The organism is Streptomyces griseus subsp. griseus (assembly GCF_003610995.1).
Classification (GTDB): Bacteria; Actinomycetota; Actinomycetes; order Streptomycetales; family Streptomycetaceae; genus Streptomyces.
Map to the genome: position 1 here is coordinate 433,061 of NZ_CP032543.1, position 18,381 is coordinate 451,441.

Genomic DNA, 18,381 nt, shown 5'->3' on the forward strand with positions numbered 1-18,381 from the left:
CGCGCTCTGCACCTCACCGCCTACGGCTTGCGGGCCACCAGCCCCCACTGGTCGACCAGCACCGGGTCGTCCTCCTCGGGACGCCAGAGCGCGATCGACAGGAAGCCCGGCTCGATGATCTCCAGACCTTCGGCGCAGCCGGTGATCTCCTCCGGCTCCCGCACCAGGTACGGCGGGTTCTCGCCGGAGTCGTACGCCTCCTGCGCGGCCAGCGTCTGCGGGGTCTTCACCGTGTCGCAGAGCACCAGGTAGCTGCCGGACGGCATCCGGGCCAGGTACCGCTGGACGACGTCGATGCCGTCGGCCGGGGTGAGGTGCCCCAGCGTCGAGAGCAGCAGGACGGCGACGGGCTGGGAGAGGTCGAGGGTCTTCGCCGCCTCGTCCACCACCGTGTCCGTGTCGGACAGGTCGGCGTCCACGTAGTCCGTCCGGCCCTCAGGGGTGCTGGTCAGCAGGGCGTGGGCGTGGGCCAGGACGATGGGGTCGTTGTCCACGTAGACGATCCGGGCGTCCGGTGCGATGGTCTGCGCCACCTCGTGGGTGCTGTTCGCCACCGGCAGGCCGGTGCCCACGTCCAGGAACTGACGGATACCCAGCGAGGCGAGGTGCCGGATCGCCCGGGCCTGGAACGCGCGGGAGGCGCGCGCGATATCGACCATCTGCGGGTAGGCCGCGCTCACCGCGTCGGCCAGTTCGCGGTCCACGGGGTAGTTGTCCTTGCCACCCAGCCAGGCGTTCCACACCCTCGCCGAGTGCGGCACGTCGGAGCGGATCCTGCGGCGGAACTCAACGTCGTCGGCGCTCATGTCTCTCCTCTACTCACTGTCCGTGCAAGGCTGTTGACCGCATCACCGCCGGTGGGAGCCTTGAGCTGACGGTACCTCGCCCTCTCCGCGCACGCAGCGGCGCGTCGGCATATTCCGCATGCTCATACCAGGTTGGCGTCCAGCCGGGTCAGACGCGCCGACTCCTCCCACAGCGCCCGTGCCATCTCCATGTCCCGTGCCCGGGCGGACCTGCGGGCCGGTCCCGGGGCGCCCCGGGTCTCGCCCAGGTGGCGGGGGCCGTAGTACGAGGCGCCGGGCGCGTCCGGAAGCGTCGCCGCGTACAGCGTGGGCAGGGCGCCGGCGGAGGCGGGCTGGGTGTAGACGCGTGATGCCCTCTCCAGCTTGGCCGCCCAGTTCCGGCCGGACAGTTTCGGGCCCGCCTGCCCCAGCTCCGTCGCGGCGAGGCCCGGGTGCGCGGCCAGGGCGAGCAGGTCGCGGCCGGAGGCGCGGGCGCGCCGGTCGAGCTCCGCGGTGAAGAGCAGGTTGGCCAGCTTGGACTGCGCGTAGGCGCCCCATTTGCTGTAGCCGCGCTCGGCGTTCAGATCGTCGAGGTCGACGCGGCCGATGCGGTGGCCGAGCGAGGAGAGCGTGACCACCCGGGCCGGTCCCGCCACGCCCAGCAGCGGCAGCAGCTGGAGGGTCAGGGCGAAGTGGCCGAGGTGGTTGGTGCCGAACTGCATCTCGAAGCCGTCCGCCGTGCGCAGGAGCGGCAGGGCCATCACCCCGGCGTTGTTCACCAGGAGGTCGAGGCGGCCGTCGGCCTCCTTCGCGATGGTGTCCGCCGCTTCGGTGACGGAGGCCAGGTCCGCCAGGTCGAGGCGGACGAGGCGGGTGTCGGAGCGGGGTGCGGCGCGGCGGACGGCCTCCAGGGCGCGCCGGCCCCGCTCGGCGTCGCGGCAGGCGAGGACCGTACGGGCGCCGGACCGGGCGAGGGCGAGCGCGGTGACGGCCCCGATGCCGCTGTTGGCACCGGTGACCACGGCGGTCCTGCCGGAGAGGTCGGGCATGTCGTGCAGATTCCAGGAGTGCATGCCGCACACCTCCCCGGCGGGGGCCGCGTCACACACCGCTCGGCCGAACTGGCCCACCTGGTAGTCGCCCGCCGGCTGCTGGACGATCACGTGCAGCCGGTCGAAGGCGTTGATGAGGACGATCAGGGAGACCAGCGCGACCCACTGGTCGTCGTCGTAGTGCTCGGCGGCCCGGGCCCGGACCTCGTCCGGGGCCCCTCCGGCCGCGTCCGCGATGCGGGCGCCCTGCTCCGTCAGCTCCGGGGCGGGGCGCCCGGCGTCGGTGAAGACCGTCGCCTCCCGCCACACCGCGACCAGGTCGAGGCGCAGGGACGTCTCACCGGCGGCCTCGGCCTCCTCGGTGTGCAGGTCGGTGCGGAACCCGCGGCCGTTGATCTGACCGGCCCGGATCTTCACCAGCTCCCGCGTCGTGGCGGACAGCCCTGTCTCCGAGACCGCCCGGCCCGCCTGGATGTGACACGGGTGCCGCGTCACCCGTGCGGGCCGTCCGGGAGGCCGCGCGGGGACGGCGGCTCAAGAATCGGAAGGTGCCGCGCCGAGGGAACGACAACGCCGCAGTGGAACGGATGGTCCGTACGGTCATCCGCCGACGGAAGAGGTCCCTGCGCGAGCAGGACGTCACCGTCACCGACCCGCCGAAGGTGCGCCGGGCCGTCACGGCCGCCGCCCTCGGCAACACCATGGAGTGGTTCGACTTCGGCGTCTACGCCTACCTCGCCGGAACGCTCGGCAAGGTGTTCTTCCCCTCCAGTTCGCCGGGCGCCCAGGTCGTCTCCACCTTCGCGACCTTCGCCGCGGCCTTCCTGGTGCGCCCGCTCGGCGGACTGGTCTTCGGGCCGCTGGGCGACCGTGTGGGACGCCAGAAGGTGCTGGCGCTCACCATGATCATGATGGCGGCCAGCACGTTCGCCGTCGGCTTCCTCCCCACGTACGCCGCGGTCGGCTTCGCCGCCCCGCTCCTGCTGCTGGTCTGCCGCCTGGTCCAGGGCTTCTCGACCGGCGGGGAGTACGCGGGCGCCACGACGTACATCGCCGAGTACGCCCCCGACAAGCGGCGCGGCTTCCTCGGCAGCTGGCTGGATTTCGGCACGTTCGTCGGCTACTCGCTCGGCTCCGGCCTGGTCACCGTGCTCACCGCCGTCCTCGGCACCGACGGCATGATCGACTGGGGCTGGCGCATCCCGTTCTTCGTCGCGGGCCCGATGGGTCTCATCGGGCTCTACATGCGGCTCAAGCTGGAGGAGACCCCGGCGTTCCAGCGCGAGGAGGAGGCCCAGGCGCAGGCGCGCACGGAGAACGATCCGGTGGAGGAGGCGCGCCAGTCCGGGAAGGGGCGGCTCAAGGAGATCTTCACCCGCCACTGGCAGGCCGTCCTCATCTGCATGGGGCTGGTGCTGCTCTACAACGTCACCAACTACATGGTCACGTCCTATCTGCCGACCTATATGTCCGAGACCCTCGGCGAACCGGAGACCACGTCCCAGCTGCTCGTTCTCGGCACGATGCTGCTGGTGGTGCTGACGATCACGACGGTCGGCCGCACCTCGGACCGCTGGGGCCGCAGACCGGTGTTCATGGCGGGCAGCGTGGCCCTGATCGTGCTGGCCTCGCCCGCGTTCCTGCTGATCCGGCAGGGCGGCATCCTGCTGCCCGCCCTCGGCTGCGCGATGCTGGGGCTGCTCCTGGTCTGCTTCGCGGGTACGGCGGCCTCGACGCTGCCCGCCCTGTTCCCGACCCGGCTGCGGTACGGGGCGCTGTCGATCGCCTTCAACATCTCCGTCTCGCTCTTCGGCGGCACCACTCCCCTGTTCGCCTCCGGGCTGGTGGAGGCCACCGGCAACGAGATGGTGCCCGCGTACTACCTCATGGTGGCCGGGGTGATCGGCCTGGTGGCCACGTTCTTCCTCCACGAGACGGCCGGGCGCCCGCTGCGCGGCTCGGGTCCGATGGTGGAGACGCCCGAGCAGGCCCGGCAGCTGGTGGCCCGGAGCCGTACGACGGCGGGGAGGCAGGCGCGGGACGTCTGGCTGCGGGTGCGCCACCTGTGGCGGGGGCCGGACAAGTAGGGCCTGACTCCCCGGGCGGGGGTCCGCGCGTCGGGTCAGGCCCCGGCCGACGTCGGCTGGAACCAGGCCGGGCCCTCCGTGAGCGCCTGCTTGATCCGGAAGAGGGCGAACTCGGGGAGCTGCGGCAGCCCGTCAAGCGGGAACCAGCCCACCTCAAGCGACTCGTCGTCGTTGACCCGGGCCTCGCCGCCGGTCGCCCGGCAGCGGAAGGTGATGTCGAGGTACTGGCAGCGGTCGCCGTTGGCGTACTGCACGGGCTGGAGCGCCTGGGTGAGGACCAGCCGCTCGGCCACGCAGTGCACCCCGGTCTCCTCCAGCACCTCGCGCTCCGCCGTCAGCGCGGGCTCCTCCCCCGGCTCCGAGATGCCGCCGATCACCGACCACCCACCGGTGTCCGCGCGCCGCCCCAGCAGCACCCGGCCCTCGTCGTCGAAGACGATGGCGGTCACCCCGGGCAGCAGGAGGAGCTGGTGTCCGGCGGTGGCGCGGATGGTGCGGATGAAGTCGGGAGTCGCCATGGATCCGAGCCTACGTGGCCGCTCCCGGGCCGCTACGCGGTGCCCCGCTCCCGCCGGGCACGTACCGCCGACACGCCCGCCCAGCCCAGGCCCGCCAGGGCCAGCAGGGCGATGATGCCCTCCGGCAGCGGGCCCATCCGGGTGGCCGGGGTGAGCGAGGAGCGCAGCGGGACCTCGTCGACGAGCGCGTCGGGGGTGAACATCCCGCTCTTCTCGACGATGGTGCCGTCCGGCCGGATCACCGCGCTGACCCCGCTGGTGACGGGGACGACGACGGCCCGCCCGTGTTCGACGGCCCGGACCTGGGACATGGCGAGCTGCTGGTAGGTCATCTCGCTGCGGCCGAAGGTCGCGTTGTTGCTCGGCACGGCGATCATCTGGCCGCCGTGGGTCACGGTGTCGCGTACGGCGTCGTCGAAGGCGGCCTCGTAGCAGGTCACCAGGCCCACCTTCGTACCGGCGAGGTCGAAGACACCGACCTTCGTGCCGGGGACGAACTCGCGCTGCACCCGGTCGACGTCCTCGCTGAAGAAGCGGGCGACCTTGCGCATCGGCATGTACTCGCCGAACGGCTGGATGTGCCGCTTGTCGTAGGTGTCGACGGGGCCCTTGTCCGGGTCCCACTCGATCAGGGTGTTGCGCAGGCTGTCGGAGCCCTTCTCGACCACGGAGCCGACGACGGTGGGGACACCGATCGCCTTCACCGCGTCGTCGATGACCTGGCGGGCATCGGCGTTGAGGTAGGGGTCGAGGTCGGAGGAGTTCTCCGGCCAGAGGACGAAGTCGGGCTGCTTCGCCTTTCCGGCCCTGACCTCGTCGGCGAGCTGGGTGGTCCGCTTGGCGTGGTTGTCGAGGACGGCGCGGCGCTGGGCGTTGAAGTCGAGGCCGAGGCGGGGCACGTTGCCCTGGATCGCGGCGACGGTGGCGGTGCCGTCCTCGGCGGAGTCGTCGACCAGCGGCAGGGCGGCGAGCGCGGCCACGACGGGTACGAGGACGCAGGCGGCGGCTGAGGCGGCGGCGGCGCGGGGCACCTTCCCGGTGGAGCGGTACGCACGGAAGCGGCGCACGGCCTCGTAGAGCCCGAAGCCGCAGAGCACGACGGCGAAGGAGAGCAACGGGGTGCCGCCGAGCGCGGCGAGCGGCAGGAACGCGCTCTCCGCCTGGCCGAAGGCGATCTTGCCCCAGGGGAAGCCGCCGAACGGGATCCGGGCGCGGACCGCCTCGTCCAGGGTCCAGACGGCGGCGGCCCAGAACGGCCAGTACGCGAGCCGGGTCACGGCGGCGATCCCCAGGCAGCCCACCGCGATGAAGAGCGCCTCGGCGGTGGCGAGGGCGAGCCACGGCACCGGCCCGACGTCCTCGCCGGTCCAGTGCAGCAGCGGGAGCATGAACCCGAGCCCGGACAGCAGCCCGAGACCGAAGGCGGCGCGCAGCCGGCGCCCGTACAGCACCCAGCCGAGCAGGGCGAACCCGGGCAGGACGAGCCACCAGAGCGGCCGGGGCGGGAAGCTCGCGTAGAGCAGCACCCCGGAGAGAGCGGCGGCGGCCGGACGCAGGAGCCGCTGGAGGAGTCCGGCGGCGGGGGGCGTCGGCGCGGGCGGCGGGTCGTCGACGGGGGTCATAGTGGCGCTCACCTGGCGGAGTCTACGGTGGGCGGCTGTGCAGGGGGGCGCTGGCCTGCGGGGGCGGGGCGGTCGCGCCGGGTGCGCTGTGCCGGGCGGGGTGCTGTCCGGGACGGGGGCGACGGTCCGAAGCTCGGCGCCGGGCCTGCGCGGTCCGGGCGGTACTGCCGGGGCCGGCCGGGCGGACGTCCGTCCCGGGGCGACGGTCCAGGGCCGTCGTGGGCATCCCCTGCCTGCGTAGGTTCAGTCCCGGCCCCGGTCCCGTTCCGCGCGGGCGGGCAGATGCATGCGTCGGCGGATGAACCGTACGGCGGACTCCGCGTCGTCCACCGTGACCGTGAAGGTGCGGCCGTCGCCGAGCAGGAGGGCCATCCCCTCGCCCTTGCGTACGACGACGGCGGTGCCCTGTTCGGGGCGCCAGCGGTAGCCCCAGCCGCCCCAGTCGCGCGGATTGACCTTGGCGACGTACTCCGCGCCGACCACGTGGGTGAGCAGGATCCTGCGGCGCGGCAGCCCGGCGTGGCCGCAGCGGACCTCCAGGGAGTCCCCGTCGACCTTGACGGCCACATGGACGAAGGCGAGCGTGCCGAAGAGGATGAGCAGCCCGGCGGCGAGGCAGCCGATGACGGACATCAGCAGCGGGGTGAACCCGGAGGACCAGGGCGAGTCGACGGCCAGCTCGATGCCCAGAGCCATGCACCCCGCGCCCGCCAGGGCCAGGAACCACTGGATGCGGTTGGTCGCGCGGCCGGTCCAGACGGTGGACGGGGCCTGCGACGAGCCGTGGTGCGCGCACTCGGGGTGGTCCGTCATATGCGCAGCGTACCCACGTTCGGGCCGCCCGGCCCGGGGCCGTCAGCTCAGCGGGCGGGTGCTGCGGCCTGGAGGGCGCGGCCCTCCGCGTAGGCCAGAGCGGGCTCCGGCAGGGTGCCGGGGCGGCCGGCGAGCAGGACGGTGAGCGTGCCGGACGGTTCGGCCGTCGGAGCGGCCTCGGCGCCGATCCGGCGCAGCGCCTGGGCGGCGACGGCCCCGGCGGAGCCGTGCAGGACGAGCGGTGGGTGGCCGGGCCGCTGGACGGCGGTGCGGATGCGGTCGGCGACCAGCTCGTAGTGGGTGCAGCCGAGGACCACGGCCCGTACGCCCGGCGGAGTGAGGGCGGCGGCAGTGGCGACGGCGCGGTCGATCCCGGCCTCGTCGCCGTGTTCGACGGCGTCGGCGAGGCCCGGGCACGGGACCTCGGTGACGTCGGTGGAGCCGGCGAACTCGGCGATCAGCCCTCGCTGGTAGGGGCTGCCGGTGGTGGCCGGGGTGGCCCAGATGGCGACCGGGCCGCCGCCCGCCGCCGCGGGCTTGATGGCGGGGACCGTGCCGATGACCGGCAGCGCGGGCTCCAGCGCGGCGCGGAGCGCGGGCAGGGCGTGGACGGAAGCGGTGTTGCAGGCGACGATCAGGGCGTCCGGCCGGTGGGCGGCGGCGGCGCGGGCCACGGCCAGCGCCCGGGCGGTGACGTCCTCGGGGGTGCGCGGGCCCCAGGGCACGGAGCCGGGGTCGGAGGAGACCACCAGCTCGGCGTCGGGCCGCAGTCGGCGAACGGCGGCCGCTGCCGCCAGCAGGCCGATTCCGGAGTCCATGAGCGCGATCTTCACCCGGTCACCCTAGCCGACACCCCTTGCGGACCGGGCGTTGTGGGGCAGACTGCGGCCAATGAGCGCCGTTGCCTGGATCGCCGTGGGTTCGCTGACCGCCTGGGTGTGGCTGCTGCTGGGGCAGGGCCTCTACTGGCGGACCGACCAGCGGCTCCCCCGGCGCACCGATCCCGCTCGCTGGCCGTCGGTGGCGGTGGTCGTACCGGCCCGCGACGAGGCGGAGATGCTGCCGGTGAGCCTGCCCTCGCTGCTGGTCCAGGACTATCCGGGGGACGCCTGGATCGTCCTGGTGGACGACTGCTCCGGCGACGGCACCGGGCAGCTGGCCCGGGAGCTGGCCGCCCGTTTCGGCGGCCTGCCGCTGACCGTGGTGGAGCCCGGGGAGCCGGAGCCCGGCTGGACGGGCAAGCTCTGGGCGCTGCGGCACGGCATCGCGGTGGCCCGGCTCCAGAAGCCGGACTTCCTGCTGCTGACCGACGCCGACATCGCCCACGAGCCGGACAGCCTGCGGGACCTGGTGGCGGCGGCCGGGAGCGAGGGTCCGGACGGCTTCGATCTGGTGTCCCAGATGGCGCGGCTGCGGGTGGAGAGCTTCTGGGAGCGTCTGGTGGTGCCCGCGTTCGTCTACTTCTTCGGGCAGCTCTACCCGTTCCGCCGGGTGAACCGGGCCCGCTCACGTACGGCCGCGGCGGCGGGCGGCTGTGTGCTGCTGCGGACGGAGGCGGCCGAGCGGGCGCGGATCCCGGAGTCGATCCGGCAGGCGGTGATCGACGACGTGTCGCTGGCGCGGGAGGTGCGGCGGGTGGGCGGCCGGATCTGGCTGGGGCTCGCGGAGCGGGTGGACAGCGTGCGGCCGTATCCGCGGCTGAGGGACCTGTGGCGGATGGTGGCGCGGAGCGCGTACGCGCAGCTGCGGCACAGTCCGCTGCTGCTGGCGGGGACGGTGCCGGGGCTGCTGCTCGTGTACGTGGCACCGCCCGCGGCCCTCGTGGCCGGGGTGCTCACGGGTGACGCGGCGGCGGCCTGGGCGGGTGGCGCGGCGTGGGCGGTGATGACGGCGACGTACCTGCCGATGCTGGCGTACTACCGGCAGTCGCCCTGGCTCGGGCCGCTGCTGCCGGTCACGGCGGTGCTGTACCTGCTGATGACGGTGGACTCGGCGGTGCAGCACTACCGGGGGCGGGGGGCCGCCTGGAAGGGCCGCACCTACGCGCGGCCCGATCGGGACGGGACGCCCGACGCCGCGCCCGGCCGGTGACGCCACGGGGCGCCGGGTCCGGCCGGGCGGATCACGCGCGGTTCACTTGCGGCCGGGGGTCCAGTTCATGCCCCAGCCGTAGGCGGCGTCGATGGTGCGCTGCGGGCTGACCCCGCGCTCGGGCACGAGGTAGCGGGCCTCGCGCTGCACGGTGAGGTCGCCGCCGTTGTTGGTGATCAGTGCGAGCGCGCAGACCGTGGAGGGCACGGTGCACTCGTCGAGGGAGAAGTCGATCGCCGCGCCGTTCTGCGGCTGGAGGGTGACCGTGGCGTGCAGGTCGGCGAAGCTGCGGGCGCCCTCGTAGATGGTGACGAAGATCAGTACGCGGCGGAGCAGGTCCTTGCGGTCGAGGTTGACGGTCATGTTCTCGCCGGTGGAGAGCGCACCGGTGCGGTCGTCGCCGTCGAGGTGGATGAAGGGCGGCTGGGCCAGTGAGCCGAAGGCGTTGCCGAGGGCCTGCACGACCCCTTGCGCCCGTCGGTGAGCTCGTACAGCGCGCAGAGGTCGAGGTCGAGGTCCCGTGCATCGCGACGGCCCGGCCGAGCTTGGCTCCCCAGCCCTTGAACTGCTTGCGTACCTCCCAGTTGAGGTTGACGCGCAGCGCGCCGGAGGAGCCGCCCTGCTTGGCGAGGGAGACGGACGGGGCCTCCTTCGTCAGCGTGACCTTGGAGAGCCGTACCGGCTGCGGGGATGCGGGGCGGGCGGTACGGGAGGTGCCATCGGGGCGGGCGGGGCGGCGTGGACGACCGGGGCGGGCGCCGGAGGAGGCGTGGGGGCCTGCGGTGCGGGCGCGGGCGCCGGGGTGGCCGGCCACGACGGCGCGGGGGCGGGGGCTGCCTGCTGCGGTTCGTCGACGGAGATGCCGAAGTCCGTCGCCAGACCTTCGAGACCGGTGCTGTAACCCTGCCCGACCGCGCGGAACTTCCAGGCGCCCTGGCGCCGGTAGAGCTCACCGAGGATGAACGCGGTCTCGACCGTGGCGTCCGTGGAGTCGAAGCGGGCCAGCTCGGCGCCGCCCGCCGCGTCCACGACCCGCACGTACAGGCCGCCGACCCGGCCGAAGCTGCCACCGTCCGCCGAGGCCGCGACCACGATGCGGTCGATCGCGGGCTCCACCCGGCCGAGGTCGACGAGGAGGGTGTCCGTGACCCCGTCGCCGACGGGCCGCTTGCCCTCGTGGCGGACGGCGCCGGAGGCATGGGCCGGCTGGTTGTAGAAGACGAAGTCGGCGTCGCTGCGGACCTTGCCCGCCACCAGCAGGAGTGCGGAGCCGTCGACATCGGGGGTGCCCGGGGCGGCCCGCCAGCCCAGCTCGACGCGCACGGTGCCCGCAGGCACCGGAACGTTGGTTCCCTTTTGCATGGTCATGCTCGCCCCATCACGATTCCGGCTGCCCGCAGGCCTTGCCCCACAACCTAATCCCTCCACCGAGCCGTCACCGGAAGGGGTCCGACGGCTACCGCTCGCCCGTGTGGGGACGCAGGACCACGAGGGGGTCCTACGCGGCCGCCACCACGGCGAAGGGGAACCGGTCGAGTTCGCGACAGAGGGCGACGTCGTCCGGGCGCGCGCCAGGTCTTCGTCGGCGCGCCCGTCCTCGCCGGTGACCAACGGGGCGTGGCGGGCCTTGAGCGCCAGGGCCTCGTCCGGCGAACCGGCGGGAACAATCTCCTCCGCTCCCCGGGCAAAGGCCACGGTGTAAGCACGCATGACATCGGCCACGACGGCCACGGACAGGACTTCGGACAGTTCGGGTATGGAGAGGAAACGTGTTCATCCGGTGATGATCGCGCGCTCCCGGGCCACCCCCCAACAGCATTACCGCGGCGGCAGGTTCACCGCACGGGCATTCAACCGGTTGGGAGGACAACGGAGTCGGGGACGGAGACAAAGGCAAAGGCGTCCCGGCAGCGCGTGGGAGAGGCTCCCCTCTTCACCGGCAGGCCCGCCATCGGGCGGCGCGCAAGCCCTGGTACGACGCCGTGTGACCCCCGCCGTCCAAGTCCCGCGTTACCGCGGGAAATGCCGTCCGCAGCAGATTCCGGGCACGGCGCCCGGCCCCCGCCGCCGCAGCTCCGCGTCCTGGCGCCTGGCGCACGGGGGTGGCCGTTTGTAGCCCGCTCGCCACTTCTCGTTAACAATACGGGCCCGGCAAGGAATGCCCCTGATAGGGGACGGCTTAGCGATGTCCTGACGGTCCGGGCCGACAGAACCGGCGTAAAAACTGATGACCCTAAGATGGGGGCTCCCCAACCAGCGCATCGTGGGCTTAACTTGGGTGCCATGACCTCCCCTCGCTCCGCCTTCGGCGGCGGCTACTACGCCGCGTCGTTCCCCGACACTCCGATCTACGACTCCCTGGTCGCGGAGCGGGGCACCCCGCAGATCGCCCCGATCCGCGTCCCCGCCGCGTACGACACGTCCAGCAGCTATCTGCCGGCCCTGCCGTCCGCGCTGCCGGCCCTTCCCGCGGCCCCCTCCCAGCCCGTCGGCTCCTACGGCTACCCGCAGCAGCAGCCGATGCCGCAGTACCAGCAGGCTCCCGCGCAGCAGGTGCCCGCGTACCCGGCCGGGCTGCAGAGCGCCCCGGCGCCCTACATCCCGCAGCAGCCCTCGGCGGTCCGCGGCTATCCGCAGCAGGCCCAGCCGCAGCGCCCCGCGCCCGGCACCGGGTACGAGTCGATGCGCCCGGCCTCGCCGCGCCCCGCGTCGGCCCCGTCGCCGTACGAGGACCCGTACAACCGGCCGTACCAGGGCCGGGGGTACTGACCGGTCCGCAGCCGCGCGGGCTCCGCGAACAAACCGTGCGTACGCGCGGATAGGTGACTGGCAGGATGGCCGCATGGCCTTTCCTGTGCTCCGGTCCATCCACGTGTATCCGGTCAAATCGCTGGCCGCCCAGGCATCCGATGAGGCTGCCGTCGAGCCATGGGGACTCGGCGGCGACCGCCGCTGGATGCTGGTCGACAAGGCGCCGCGGGTGATCACCCAGCGACAGCAGCCGTTTCTGGCGCGGATCTCCGCGGTGCTGCTGTCCGATGGCGGGATCGCCCTCTCCGCCCCGGGCCGTCCGCCCCTGCGGGTGGCGGTGCCGGGGCCGGAGCGCCTGGTCGATGTGGCGCTGCACCGGGACACCGTCACGGTCGCCGAGGCCGCGGACGAGGCGCACGAGTGGTTCGGCGAGACCCTCGGCACGGAGGCCCGGCTCGTGCATCTCGACGATCCCGCGCACCGCAGACCCGTCGACCCCGCGTACGCGCGCCCCGGCGACATGGTCTCCTTCGCCGACGGCTATCCGCTGCTGCTGACCACCACCGCCTCCCTCGACGCCCTCAACTCCCTGGTCGCGGCGGGCGACCGGCCGCACGAGGGGCCGCTGCCGATGGACCGCTTCCGGCCGAACGTCGTCGTCGACGCCACCGAGGCCTGGGCCGAGGACGGCTGGCGGCGGATCGCCGTCGGCGATGTGCCCTTCTCCGTGGTGAAGCCCTGCGGCCGGTGCGTGATCACCACCACCGACCAGCGGACAGCCGAACGCGGCAAGGAGCCGCTGCTGACGCTGGCCCGCCACCGCAGGGTCGGCAATCAGCTGCTCTTCGGCCAGAATCTGGTTCCGGACGGGACCGGGGTGATCCGGGTCGGGGACCCCGTCAAGATCCTCGACTGAGAACGCGGGACCCGGGGGGAGGCATGGGAGTGGGAGTCCTCAGGTGGCGGCGCAGTCCGCTGTGGCGCGCCACCGACCGCCGCGAGGCGTGGGTGACGCTCGGCGCGCTGGTGCTGCTGGCCGTGGGGGCACCGGCGGCCGGCTGGGCGGGCGGCTCGCTGGCCGAGGCCTCGCTCCGGCAGGAGATACGGGTCCAGCACGAGGAGCGGCGGGCCGTCACGGCGGTCGTGGTGGGCCGGACGCCCGGGGCGCGGCGGCCGGCCGGTGACCCGGACGCCGGGTCGGGGCGGAGCCCGGTGGTGGCCACCTGGCGGGCACCGGACGGCACCCCGCGCACCGGAGAGGTCACCACGGCGCCGGGGGCGGTCCGGGAGCCCGGTGCGCGGGTGCGGATCTGGACGGACGGTGCGGGCGTGCCCGTGCCGGCGCCGATGGACCCGGGCGCGGCCCGTACGCACGCGGTGCTCGGCGGGGTGGGCGCGTTCCTGCTCGCCGCCGGGTGTGTCGAGGCGGGCAGGCGGCTGCTCGTGGGGCGGATGGTGCGACGGCGGTACGCGCTCTGGGACCAGGAGTGGGCCGAGGCGGGCCCCGACTGGGGCCGGGCCGGAACGGGCAGCTGACAGCGGGCGGCCACCTCGACGACCTACGACGGGCCGCGACAGCACCCCGGCGGCCCGAGTCGTCAACTCCCGCCCCTCCCGCGCGCTACGGTGGTCCGACCGCGTCCGCCTCCTCGACAGACGGGCGGACGGACGGACCCGGGGCACCACAGGCCCAGGGGCTTCGCAGCACGACCCGAGGCATCACAGCACGAGGTGGGGGCAGAGCAACTCCATGGCACAGGGCACGGTCCAGGTGACGCACACCGGAACTTCGCGATGGCGCCGCCGCACGGGCGAGTACGCCTCCCTCTCCGCGGCCCTGGAAGCGGCGGCCGACGGGGATGTCCTCACCGTCGCGCCCGGGACCTACCGGGAGAACCTCGTCCTCCACCGCACGGTGACGCTGCGCGGTCCCGAAGGCTCGGTCGGCTCCGTGCGGATCGCGCCGGTCGACGGCGTCCCGCTGACGGTGCGCGCCTCCGCGATCGTCCAGGATCTGCACATCGAGGGCCAGGACTCCGCCGCCCCGGCCGTGCTGGTCGAGGACGGCACCCCCGAGTTCACGGATCTGCGGATCGTGACGCGGTCCGCCGCCGGCATCGAGGTACGAGGAGCGGCCCGGCCCACCGTGCGGCGCTGCACCGTCGACAATCCGGCCGGGGTCGGCATCGCCGTCCTGGACGGGGCGGGCGGGGTGTTCGAGGAGTGCGAGATCGTCTCGGCCGGGCAGTCCGGCGTCTCGGTCCGCGACGGCGGCCACCCCCGCCTGGACCGCTGCCGCATCCACCACGCCTCCGGCGCGGGCATCGGCGTCACCGGCGAGGGCAGCGGTCTGGAGGCGATCGGCTGCGAGGTGTACGAGATCAAGGGCAGCGGTGTCCAGGTGACCGCCCGCGCCACCGCGCACCTCACCGACTGCACCGTGCACCGCACCTCGGGCGACGGGGTCACGCTGGACACCGACGCGGTGCTGACGCTCGCCGACTGCGACATCCACGACATCCCGGAGAACGCCATCGATCTGCGGTCGCGTTCGGTACTGACGCTGACGCGTTCCACGGTCCGCCGCTTCGGCCGCAACGGCCTCTCGGTCTGGGACCCGGGCACCCGCGTGGACGCCAACCAGTGCGAGATCCACGACAGTACGGGCGACTACCCGGCGGTCTGGGTCAGCGACGGGGCGACGGTGATACTGGACGCCTGCCGGGTCCACGACGTGCCGGACGCCCTCTTCGTCCTGGACCGGGGCTCGCGCGCCGATGTGGTGGACAGCGACCTCTCCCAGATCCGCAACACCGCCGTCTCCGTGAGCGACGGCGCCACCGCCCAGCTGGACGACTGCCGGATCCGGGAGGCCTCCACCGGCGCCTGGTTCCGCGACCACGGCAGCGGCGGCACGCTGAACAACTGCACCATCGACACGGCCCAGACCGGGGTCATCGTGACCAAGGGCGCCGACCCGGTGATCGAGAGGTGCACGGTCACCAACCCCGCCGAGGCCGGGTTCTACGTCTCCGCCGAGGGGCGTGGCACCTTCGACAGCTGCCGGGTGACGGGCAGCGAGGGGTACGGCTTCCATGTGATGGACGGCTGCCGCACCACGCTGAACCGCTGCCGGACCGAACGGTGCGCGCGCGGTGGTTACGAGTTCGCCGAGGGCGGTGACGGGTCGGGGGCGTCCGGTCCGGCGGTCACGGACTGCACGAGCGACGAGAGCGGTCTGCGTACGGCCCCGGCCCCGGCCGTGCTGACGGCCACCCAGTCGACGCCCGGCCTGCTCTCCGCCATGCCCGGGCAGCGGGCCGTGGAGCCCGAGCCGGTGGCCCCGGCGGCCGAGCCCGCCCGGGACTCGGCGGCGGTCCTCGGTGAACTGGACGCGCTGGTGGGGCTGGAGAGCGTCAAGCGCGAGGTGCGGGCGCTCACCGACATGATCGAGGTGGGCCGCCGCCGCGCCGAGGCCGGGCTCAAGGCCGCCTCCGTCCGCCGCCACCTCGTCTTCACCGGCTCCCCCGGCACCGGCAAGACCACGGTCGCCCGGCTGTACGGGGAGATCCTGGCCTCGCTCGGGGTGCTGGAGCGCGGCCACCTGGTGGAGGTGTCCCGGGTGGATCTGGTCGGGGAGCACATCGGGTCGACGGCGATCCGCACCCAGGAGGCGTTCGACCGGGCGCGCGGCGGGGTGCTCTTCGTGGACGAGGCGTACGCGCTCTCCCCCGAGGACTCCGGGCGGGACTTCGGGCGGGAGGCCATCGACACGCTGGTGAAGCTGATGGAGGACCACCGGGACGCGGTGGTGGTGATCGTCGCCGGGTACACCCACGAGATGGAGCGGTTCCTCACCGTCAACCCCGGGGTGGCCTCCCGCTTCTCGCGGACCATCACCTTCAGCGACTACCTGCCCGAGGAGCTGCTGCGGATCGTGGAGCAGCAGGCCGAGGAGCACGAGTACAGCCTGGCGGAGGGGACCGGGGAGGCGCTGCTGAAGTATTTCACCGCGCTCCCCAAGGGGCCCGCCTTCGGCAACGGCCGCACCGCCCGGCAGACCTTCGAGTCGATGGTGGAGCGGCACGCGGGCCGGGTCGCCCAGCTCGCCGAGACGAGTACGGACGACCTGACCCTGCTCTACCCGGAGGACCTCCCCGAACTCTTCTGACCCTTCTCGACCATGCCGCCGCCTTCCGCCTGCCGGGGCAGCCGGGGGCCGAGCTCTTCGAGGAGGGCGCCGCGCTCCTTCGCGAAGACCGGGTCGGCCTGGTAGTCGGAGTGGCCGAGGATCGGTTCGGGCAGCGGGAGCGCGGTGGTGCGTCCGTACGCCTGCGGGTCCTTCAGCGGACCCCGGTCGACGCCGGCGTCGGGGGCGGCGCTGAGCCGGACGGGCCCGCCGATCGGGTCGGTGGCCCGGTAGAGGTTGCGCCAGCAGTGCACCGAGCGGTGCAGCCCGAGCAGGGGTACGGCCCCGAAGTAGGCCGGGAACCAGCGACCGTAGAGCCTCTCGATCGGGGAGCCGTAGGTGAGCAGTCCGACCCGGCGGCGGGCGGTGTCGGGGAGCTGCCAGACGGCGGCGGCCGCGAGGACGCTGCCCTGCGAGTGGCCCGAGATGATGAGCCGGCCCTTGGTGGTGGCGGTCCAGGAGCCCATCCGGGACGCCAGGTCGGGGACGGCGCGTTCGGCGTAGCAGGGGGGCGCGAAGGGGTGGGCGGCGCGCGGCCAGAAGGTGCCCACGTCCCAGAGGATGCCGATGGTGCGCCGGGCGGAGGCGTCCCGGTAGGCGCGGCGCCCGCTCGCGACGAACAGTATGAAGCCGAAGCCGGTCAGCCAGGAGCCGGTCGACTGGGCGGCCTGGGCGATCGATTCGACCGGGGCGGCGGCCCCGTCCGAGGCGAGGCCGGGCACTTCGCCGCTGGCCCAGGAGCCCGCGATGGCCGCCGCGCCGAGGAACAGGGTGGCGGCGGAGACCACGCCGACGATCCAGGGGGCGGAGTCGGTGAGGGCGGCGGTGGCGCGGATGCGGGCGATGCGCCGGGTGCGGGCGGTGTCGGGCGGCTCGGGGGCGTACTCGGCCTCGATGTCCGGTCCCATGCGGCGGGCCCGGCGGGCGGTGCGGACGACCAGGTGGAGGAGCGGGACGAGCAGCAGGAGCAGGAGCACCGGGATGACGGAGGCCTGCCAGCTGAGCAGGACGGGCGGGCCCTCGATGATGGAGCCGCGCCCCATGCCGGGGGTGCCGGGGCCGTCCAGCCAGTCGGCGACGCGCTGGGCCACGCCGCCGGTCATCACCCCGCCCAGCGCGCAGGCGAGCAGGGCGACGGACGGGCCGCCGAGCCCGTACAGCGTGGTGCGGGGTTCGGGGGTGCGCCGGTAGAGGCTGCGGGCGACCAGCGCCATGACCACCACGAGGAGGCTCTGGCCGAGCGCGAGGAGCCGGAAGGTGGTCTCACCGGACAGGCTGCCGGAGGAGACCCACTCCGGGCGTGACCAGGCGGCGTGCACGACGGCGAGGCCGAGGAGGGTGAGCGCGGAGCCGGGAAGATACGTGATGAGGGCGCCGTCGACCCGGTTGTCCCGGACGCTCTCGCTGCGGCCCCGGCGGCAGATGACCCAGACGACGACGAGGGCGCACAGGACCAGCGCCCCTTCGATGACGAGGCCGAACACCGGCGGTACCGCGCTGCCGACGGTCCGGTCGTGGCGGCTCGCGGCCCCCATGACGAAGGCCGCGACGGTGAGGAAGCCCGCGGCGGTGTGCGCGGCCCGGAGCCGGGCGACGAGCCGGCGGCCGTACCAGAAGCCGGGCCTGCTGAGAGCGGGCGGCACCGGGTGCGCGGACTCCGGGTCGTCGGCGTTGTCCGGGGCACCCGGCCCGTGGGCCTCCTCCGCCCCGTCCGGGTCGCCGACGCAGGCGTCCGCGGCGTCCAGGGGGCTCTGGGACTCGTAGGCGCTCCAGGTCCGGTTGGAGAGGTACCACAGGAGCCCCACCAGGGCGGCGGGCAGGACGGCGGCGAGCGCGAGCCGCCGCCCGGGCTGGGACCACCAGCCGCCCTGATGACTCGACAGGAAGCCCAGCCAGGAACGCCGCTCGGAGCAGTCGGGGGTGCCCGCGCACTGCCAGGCCACCAGGTCCAGCGCGACCTCGCAGGCGGCGGCGGTGAGCAGCACGGTGAGGCTGAGCGCGACCAGCCGCACCACCACGCCGTACAGCCGGACCGCACGGGTGCGGCCGGAGGCGGTGGGGCGCATCCAGTGGGCGAGGTTGACCACCATGAACGGCAGGAGCAGCAGCCACAGGGCGCGGGAGCCGTTGCCGGAGGTGAGCCCGGACCAGCAGTACGCCTCGGCGACGGGCTCGTCCCGGTAGCGCTCGGGGTGCTTCTCGCCGTGGACGTCCTCGGTGCGCCGGTACACGGCGGCGGTCGCATCCCCGGTGACCCGGACGGTACGGGGGTCGCCGAGCATCTCCTGCGGGGTGGCGCCTCCCACGCCGTGGACCAGCAGTTCCAGCGCCGCCCCGGTGTTCTGCGGGGGTGGCGGCGGGGGCGGGACGGCAGGAGCCAAGGCGGAACTCTCTCTCGGACGCGCCGGCCGCACGGGCCGACGGAGACAGGGCAGGGGTCGGGCGGGAGGGATGAGGGGAGCCGTGGGCTCCG

General features: G+C 73.9%; 13 protein-coding genes and 3 pseudogenes. 6 read left to right on the plus strand and 10 right to left on the minus strand.

Translation table 11 applies throughout. The features are described from left to right. Positions 1-20: 20 nt before the first annotated feature. The 3 genes and pseudogenes from D6270_RS01905 to D6270_RS32685 all read right to left on the minus strand — a co-directional run. Positions 21-806, minus strand: a complete 786-nt coding sequence (locus tag D6270_RS01905) for an SAM-dependent methyltransferase (RefSeq protein WP_109167072.1) — start codon at positions 804-806, stop codon at positions 21-23. 122 nt (positions 807-928) lie between these two features. Beyond that, positions 929-1,858: an oxidoreductase gene (locus D6270_RS01910; RefSeq protein WP_109167622.1), complete on the minus strand. Its 930-nt coding sequence runs from the start codon at positions 1,856-1,858 to the stop codon at positions 929-931. A gap of 267 nt (positions 1,859-2,125) precedes the next feature. Then, positions 2,126-2,332 (minus strand): annotated as a pseudogene (locus D6270_RS32685) (carboxymuconolactone decarboxylase family protein); the annotation flags it as partial. A gap of 92 nt (positions 2,333-2,424) precedes the next feature. Between D6270_RS32685 and proP the strand changes: the two are divergent. Next, positions 2,425-3,924, plus strand: a complete 1,500-nt coding sequence (gene proP, locus D6270_RS01915; protein WP_109167621.1) for a glycine betaine/L-proline transporter ProP — start codon at positions 2,425-2,427, stop codon at positions 3,922-3,924. A 35-nt stretch (positions 3,925-3,959) separates the two neighbouring features. On the opposite strand, the gene D6270_RS01920 is transcribed toward proP, so the two are convergent. The 4 genes from D6270_RS01920 to D6270_RS01935 all read right to left on the minus strand — a co-directional run bounded on the left by D6270_RS01920 (position 3,960) and on the right by D6270_RS01935 (position 7,710). Next, on the minus strand, positions 3,960-4,442 hold the full coding sequence (locus D6270_RS01920; RefSeq protein WP_109167071.1) for an NUDIX hydrolase: 483 nt from the start codon (positions 4,440-4,442) through the stop codon (positions 3,960-3,962). Positions 4,443-4,474: 32 nt separating this feature from the next. Continuing rightward, positions 4,475-6,064 (minus strand): apolipoprotein N-acyltransferase, encoded by a 1,590-nt coding sequence (gene lnt / locus D6270_RS01925; RefSeq protein ID WP_109167070.1) that lies wholly within the window; start codon positions 6,062-6,064, stop codon positions 4,475-4,477. Positions 6,065-6,307: 243 nt separating this feature from the next. Beyond that, positions 6,308-6,877, minus strand: a complete 570-nt coding sequence (locus D6270_RS01930) for a hypothetical protein (RefSeq protein ID WP_109167069.1) — start codon at positions 6,875-6,877, stop codon at positions 6,308-6,310. A gap of 47 nt (positions 6,878-6,924) precedes the next feature. After that, on the minus strand, positions 6,925-7,710 hold the full coding sequence (locus D6270_RS01935) for a glutamate racemase (RefSeq protein ID WP_109167068.1): 786 nt from the start codon (positions 7,708-7,710) through the stop codon (positions 6,925-6,927). Between the two features lie 58 nt (positions 7,711-7,768). Between D6270_RS01935 and D6270_RS01940 the strand changes: the two genes are divergently transcribed. After that, positions 7,769-8,968 (plus strand): glycosyltransferase, encoded by a 1,200-nt coding sequence (locus D6270_RS01940; protein WP_109167067.1) that lies wholly within the window; start codon positions 7,769-7,771, stop codon positions 8,966-8,968. 42 nt (positions 8,969-9,010) lie between these two features. Here the strand turns inward: D6270_RS01940 and D6270_RS01945 are convergent. Together D6270_RS01945 and D6270_RS33890 are read right to left on the minus strand one after the other, a co-directional pair. Continuing rightward, a pseudogene (locus tag D6270_RS01945) lies at positions 9,011-10,330 on the minus strand (TerD family protein). A 288-nt stretch (positions 10,331-10,618) separates the two neighbouring features. Beyond that, positions 10,619-10,678 (minus strand): annotated as a pseudogene (locus D6270_RS33890) (hypothetical protein); the annotation flags it as partial. A gap of 573 nt (positions 10,679-11,251) precedes the next feature. On the opposite strand from D6270_RS33890, the gene D6270_RS01955 reads away from it, so the two are divergent. The 4 genes from D6270_RS01955 to D6270_RS01970 all read left to right on the plus strand — a co-directional run bounded on the left by D6270_RS01955 (position 11,252) and on the right by D6270_RS01970 (position 15,890). Next, positions 11,252-11,737 (plus strand): DUF6643 family protein, encoded by a 486-nt coding sequence (locus tag D6270_RS01955; RefSeq protein WP_109167065.1) that lies wholly within the window; start codon positions 11,252-11,254, stop codon positions 11,735-11,737. 73 nt (positions 11,738-11,810) lie between these two features. Beyond that, entirely contained in the window at positions 11,811-12,635 is an 825-nt protein-coding gene (locus tag D6270_RS01960) for an MOSC domain-containing protein (RefSeq protein WP_109167064.1), read from the plus strand. 23 nt (positions 12,636-12,658) lie between these two features. Further along, on the plus strand, positions 12,659-13,255 hold the full coding sequence (locus D6270_RS01965) for an Rv1733c family protein (protein WP_109167063.1): 597 nt from the start codon (positions 12,659-12,661) through the stop codon (positions 13,253-13,255). 214 nt (positions 13,256-13,469) lie between these two features. After that, positions 13,470-15,890: a right-handed parallel beta-helix repeat-containing protein gene (locus D6270_RS01970; protein ID WP_109167062.1), complete on the plus strand. Its 2,421-nt coding sequence runs from the start codon at positions 13,470-13,472 to the stop codon at positions 15,888-15,890. Here D6270_RS01970 and D6270_RS01975 read toward each other — a convergent pair. Further along, positions 15,860-18,289: a hypothetical protein gene (locus tag D6270_RS01975; RefSeq protein WP_109167061.1), complete on the minus strand. Its 2,430-nt coding sequence runs from the start codon at positions 18,287-18,289 to the stop codon at positions 15,860-15,862. The genes D6270_RS01970 and D6270_RS01975 overlap by 31 nt on opposite strands. Between the last annotated feature and the right edge of the window lie 92 nt (positions 18,290-18,381).

What these genes read in the sequence shown, in the direction of transcription:
- D6270_RS01955 (WP_109167065.1), top strand. Translation starts at nt 11,252, where the DNA reads ATGACCTCCCCTCGCTCCGCCTTCGGCGGCGGCTACTACGCCGCGTCG.
- D6270_RS01910 (WP_109167622.1), bottom strand. Translation starts at nt 1,858, where the DNA reads ATGCACTCCTGGAATCTGCACGACATGCCCGACCTCTCCGGCAGGACC.
- D6270_RS01965 (WP_109167063.1), top strand. Translation starts at nt 12,659, where the DNA reads ATGGGAGTGGGAGTCCTCAGGTGGCGGCGCAGTCCGCTGTGGCGCGCC.
- D6270_RS01970 (WP_109167062.1), top strand. Translation starts at nt 13,470, where the DNA reads ATGGCACAGGGCACGGTCCAGGTGACGCACACCGGAACTTCGCGATGG.
- proP (WP_109167621.1), top strand. Translation starts at nt 2,425, where the DNA reads ATGGTCCGTACGGTCATCCGCCGACGGAAGAGGTCCCTGCGCGAGCAG.
- D6270_RS01930 (WP_109167069.1), bottom strand. Translation starts at nt 6,877, where the DNA reads ATGACGGACCACCCCGAGTGCGCGCACCACGGCTCGTCGCAGGCCCCG.
- D6270_RS01960 (WP_109167064.1), top strand. Translation starts at nt 11,811, where the DNA reads ATGGCCTTTCCTGTGCTCCGGTCCATCCACGTGTATCCGGTCAAATCG.
- D6270_RS01920 (WP_109167071.1), bottom strand. Translation starts at nt 4,442, where the DNA reads ATGGCGACTCCCGACTTCATCCGCACCATCCGCGCCACCGCCGGACAC.
- D6270_RS01905 (WP_109167072.1), bottom strand. Translation starts at nt 806, where the DNA reads ATGAGCGCCGACGACGTTGAGTTCCGCCGCAGGATCCGCTCCGACGTG.
- D6270_RS01940 (WP_109167067.1), top strand. Translation starts at nt 7,769, where the DNA reads ATGAGCGCCGTTGCCTGGATCGCCGTGGGTTCGCTGACCGCCTGGGTG.
- lnt (WP_109167070.1), bottom strand. Translation starts at nt 6,064, where the DNA reads ATGACCCCCGTCGACGACCCGCCGCCCGCGCCGACGCCCCCCGCCGCC.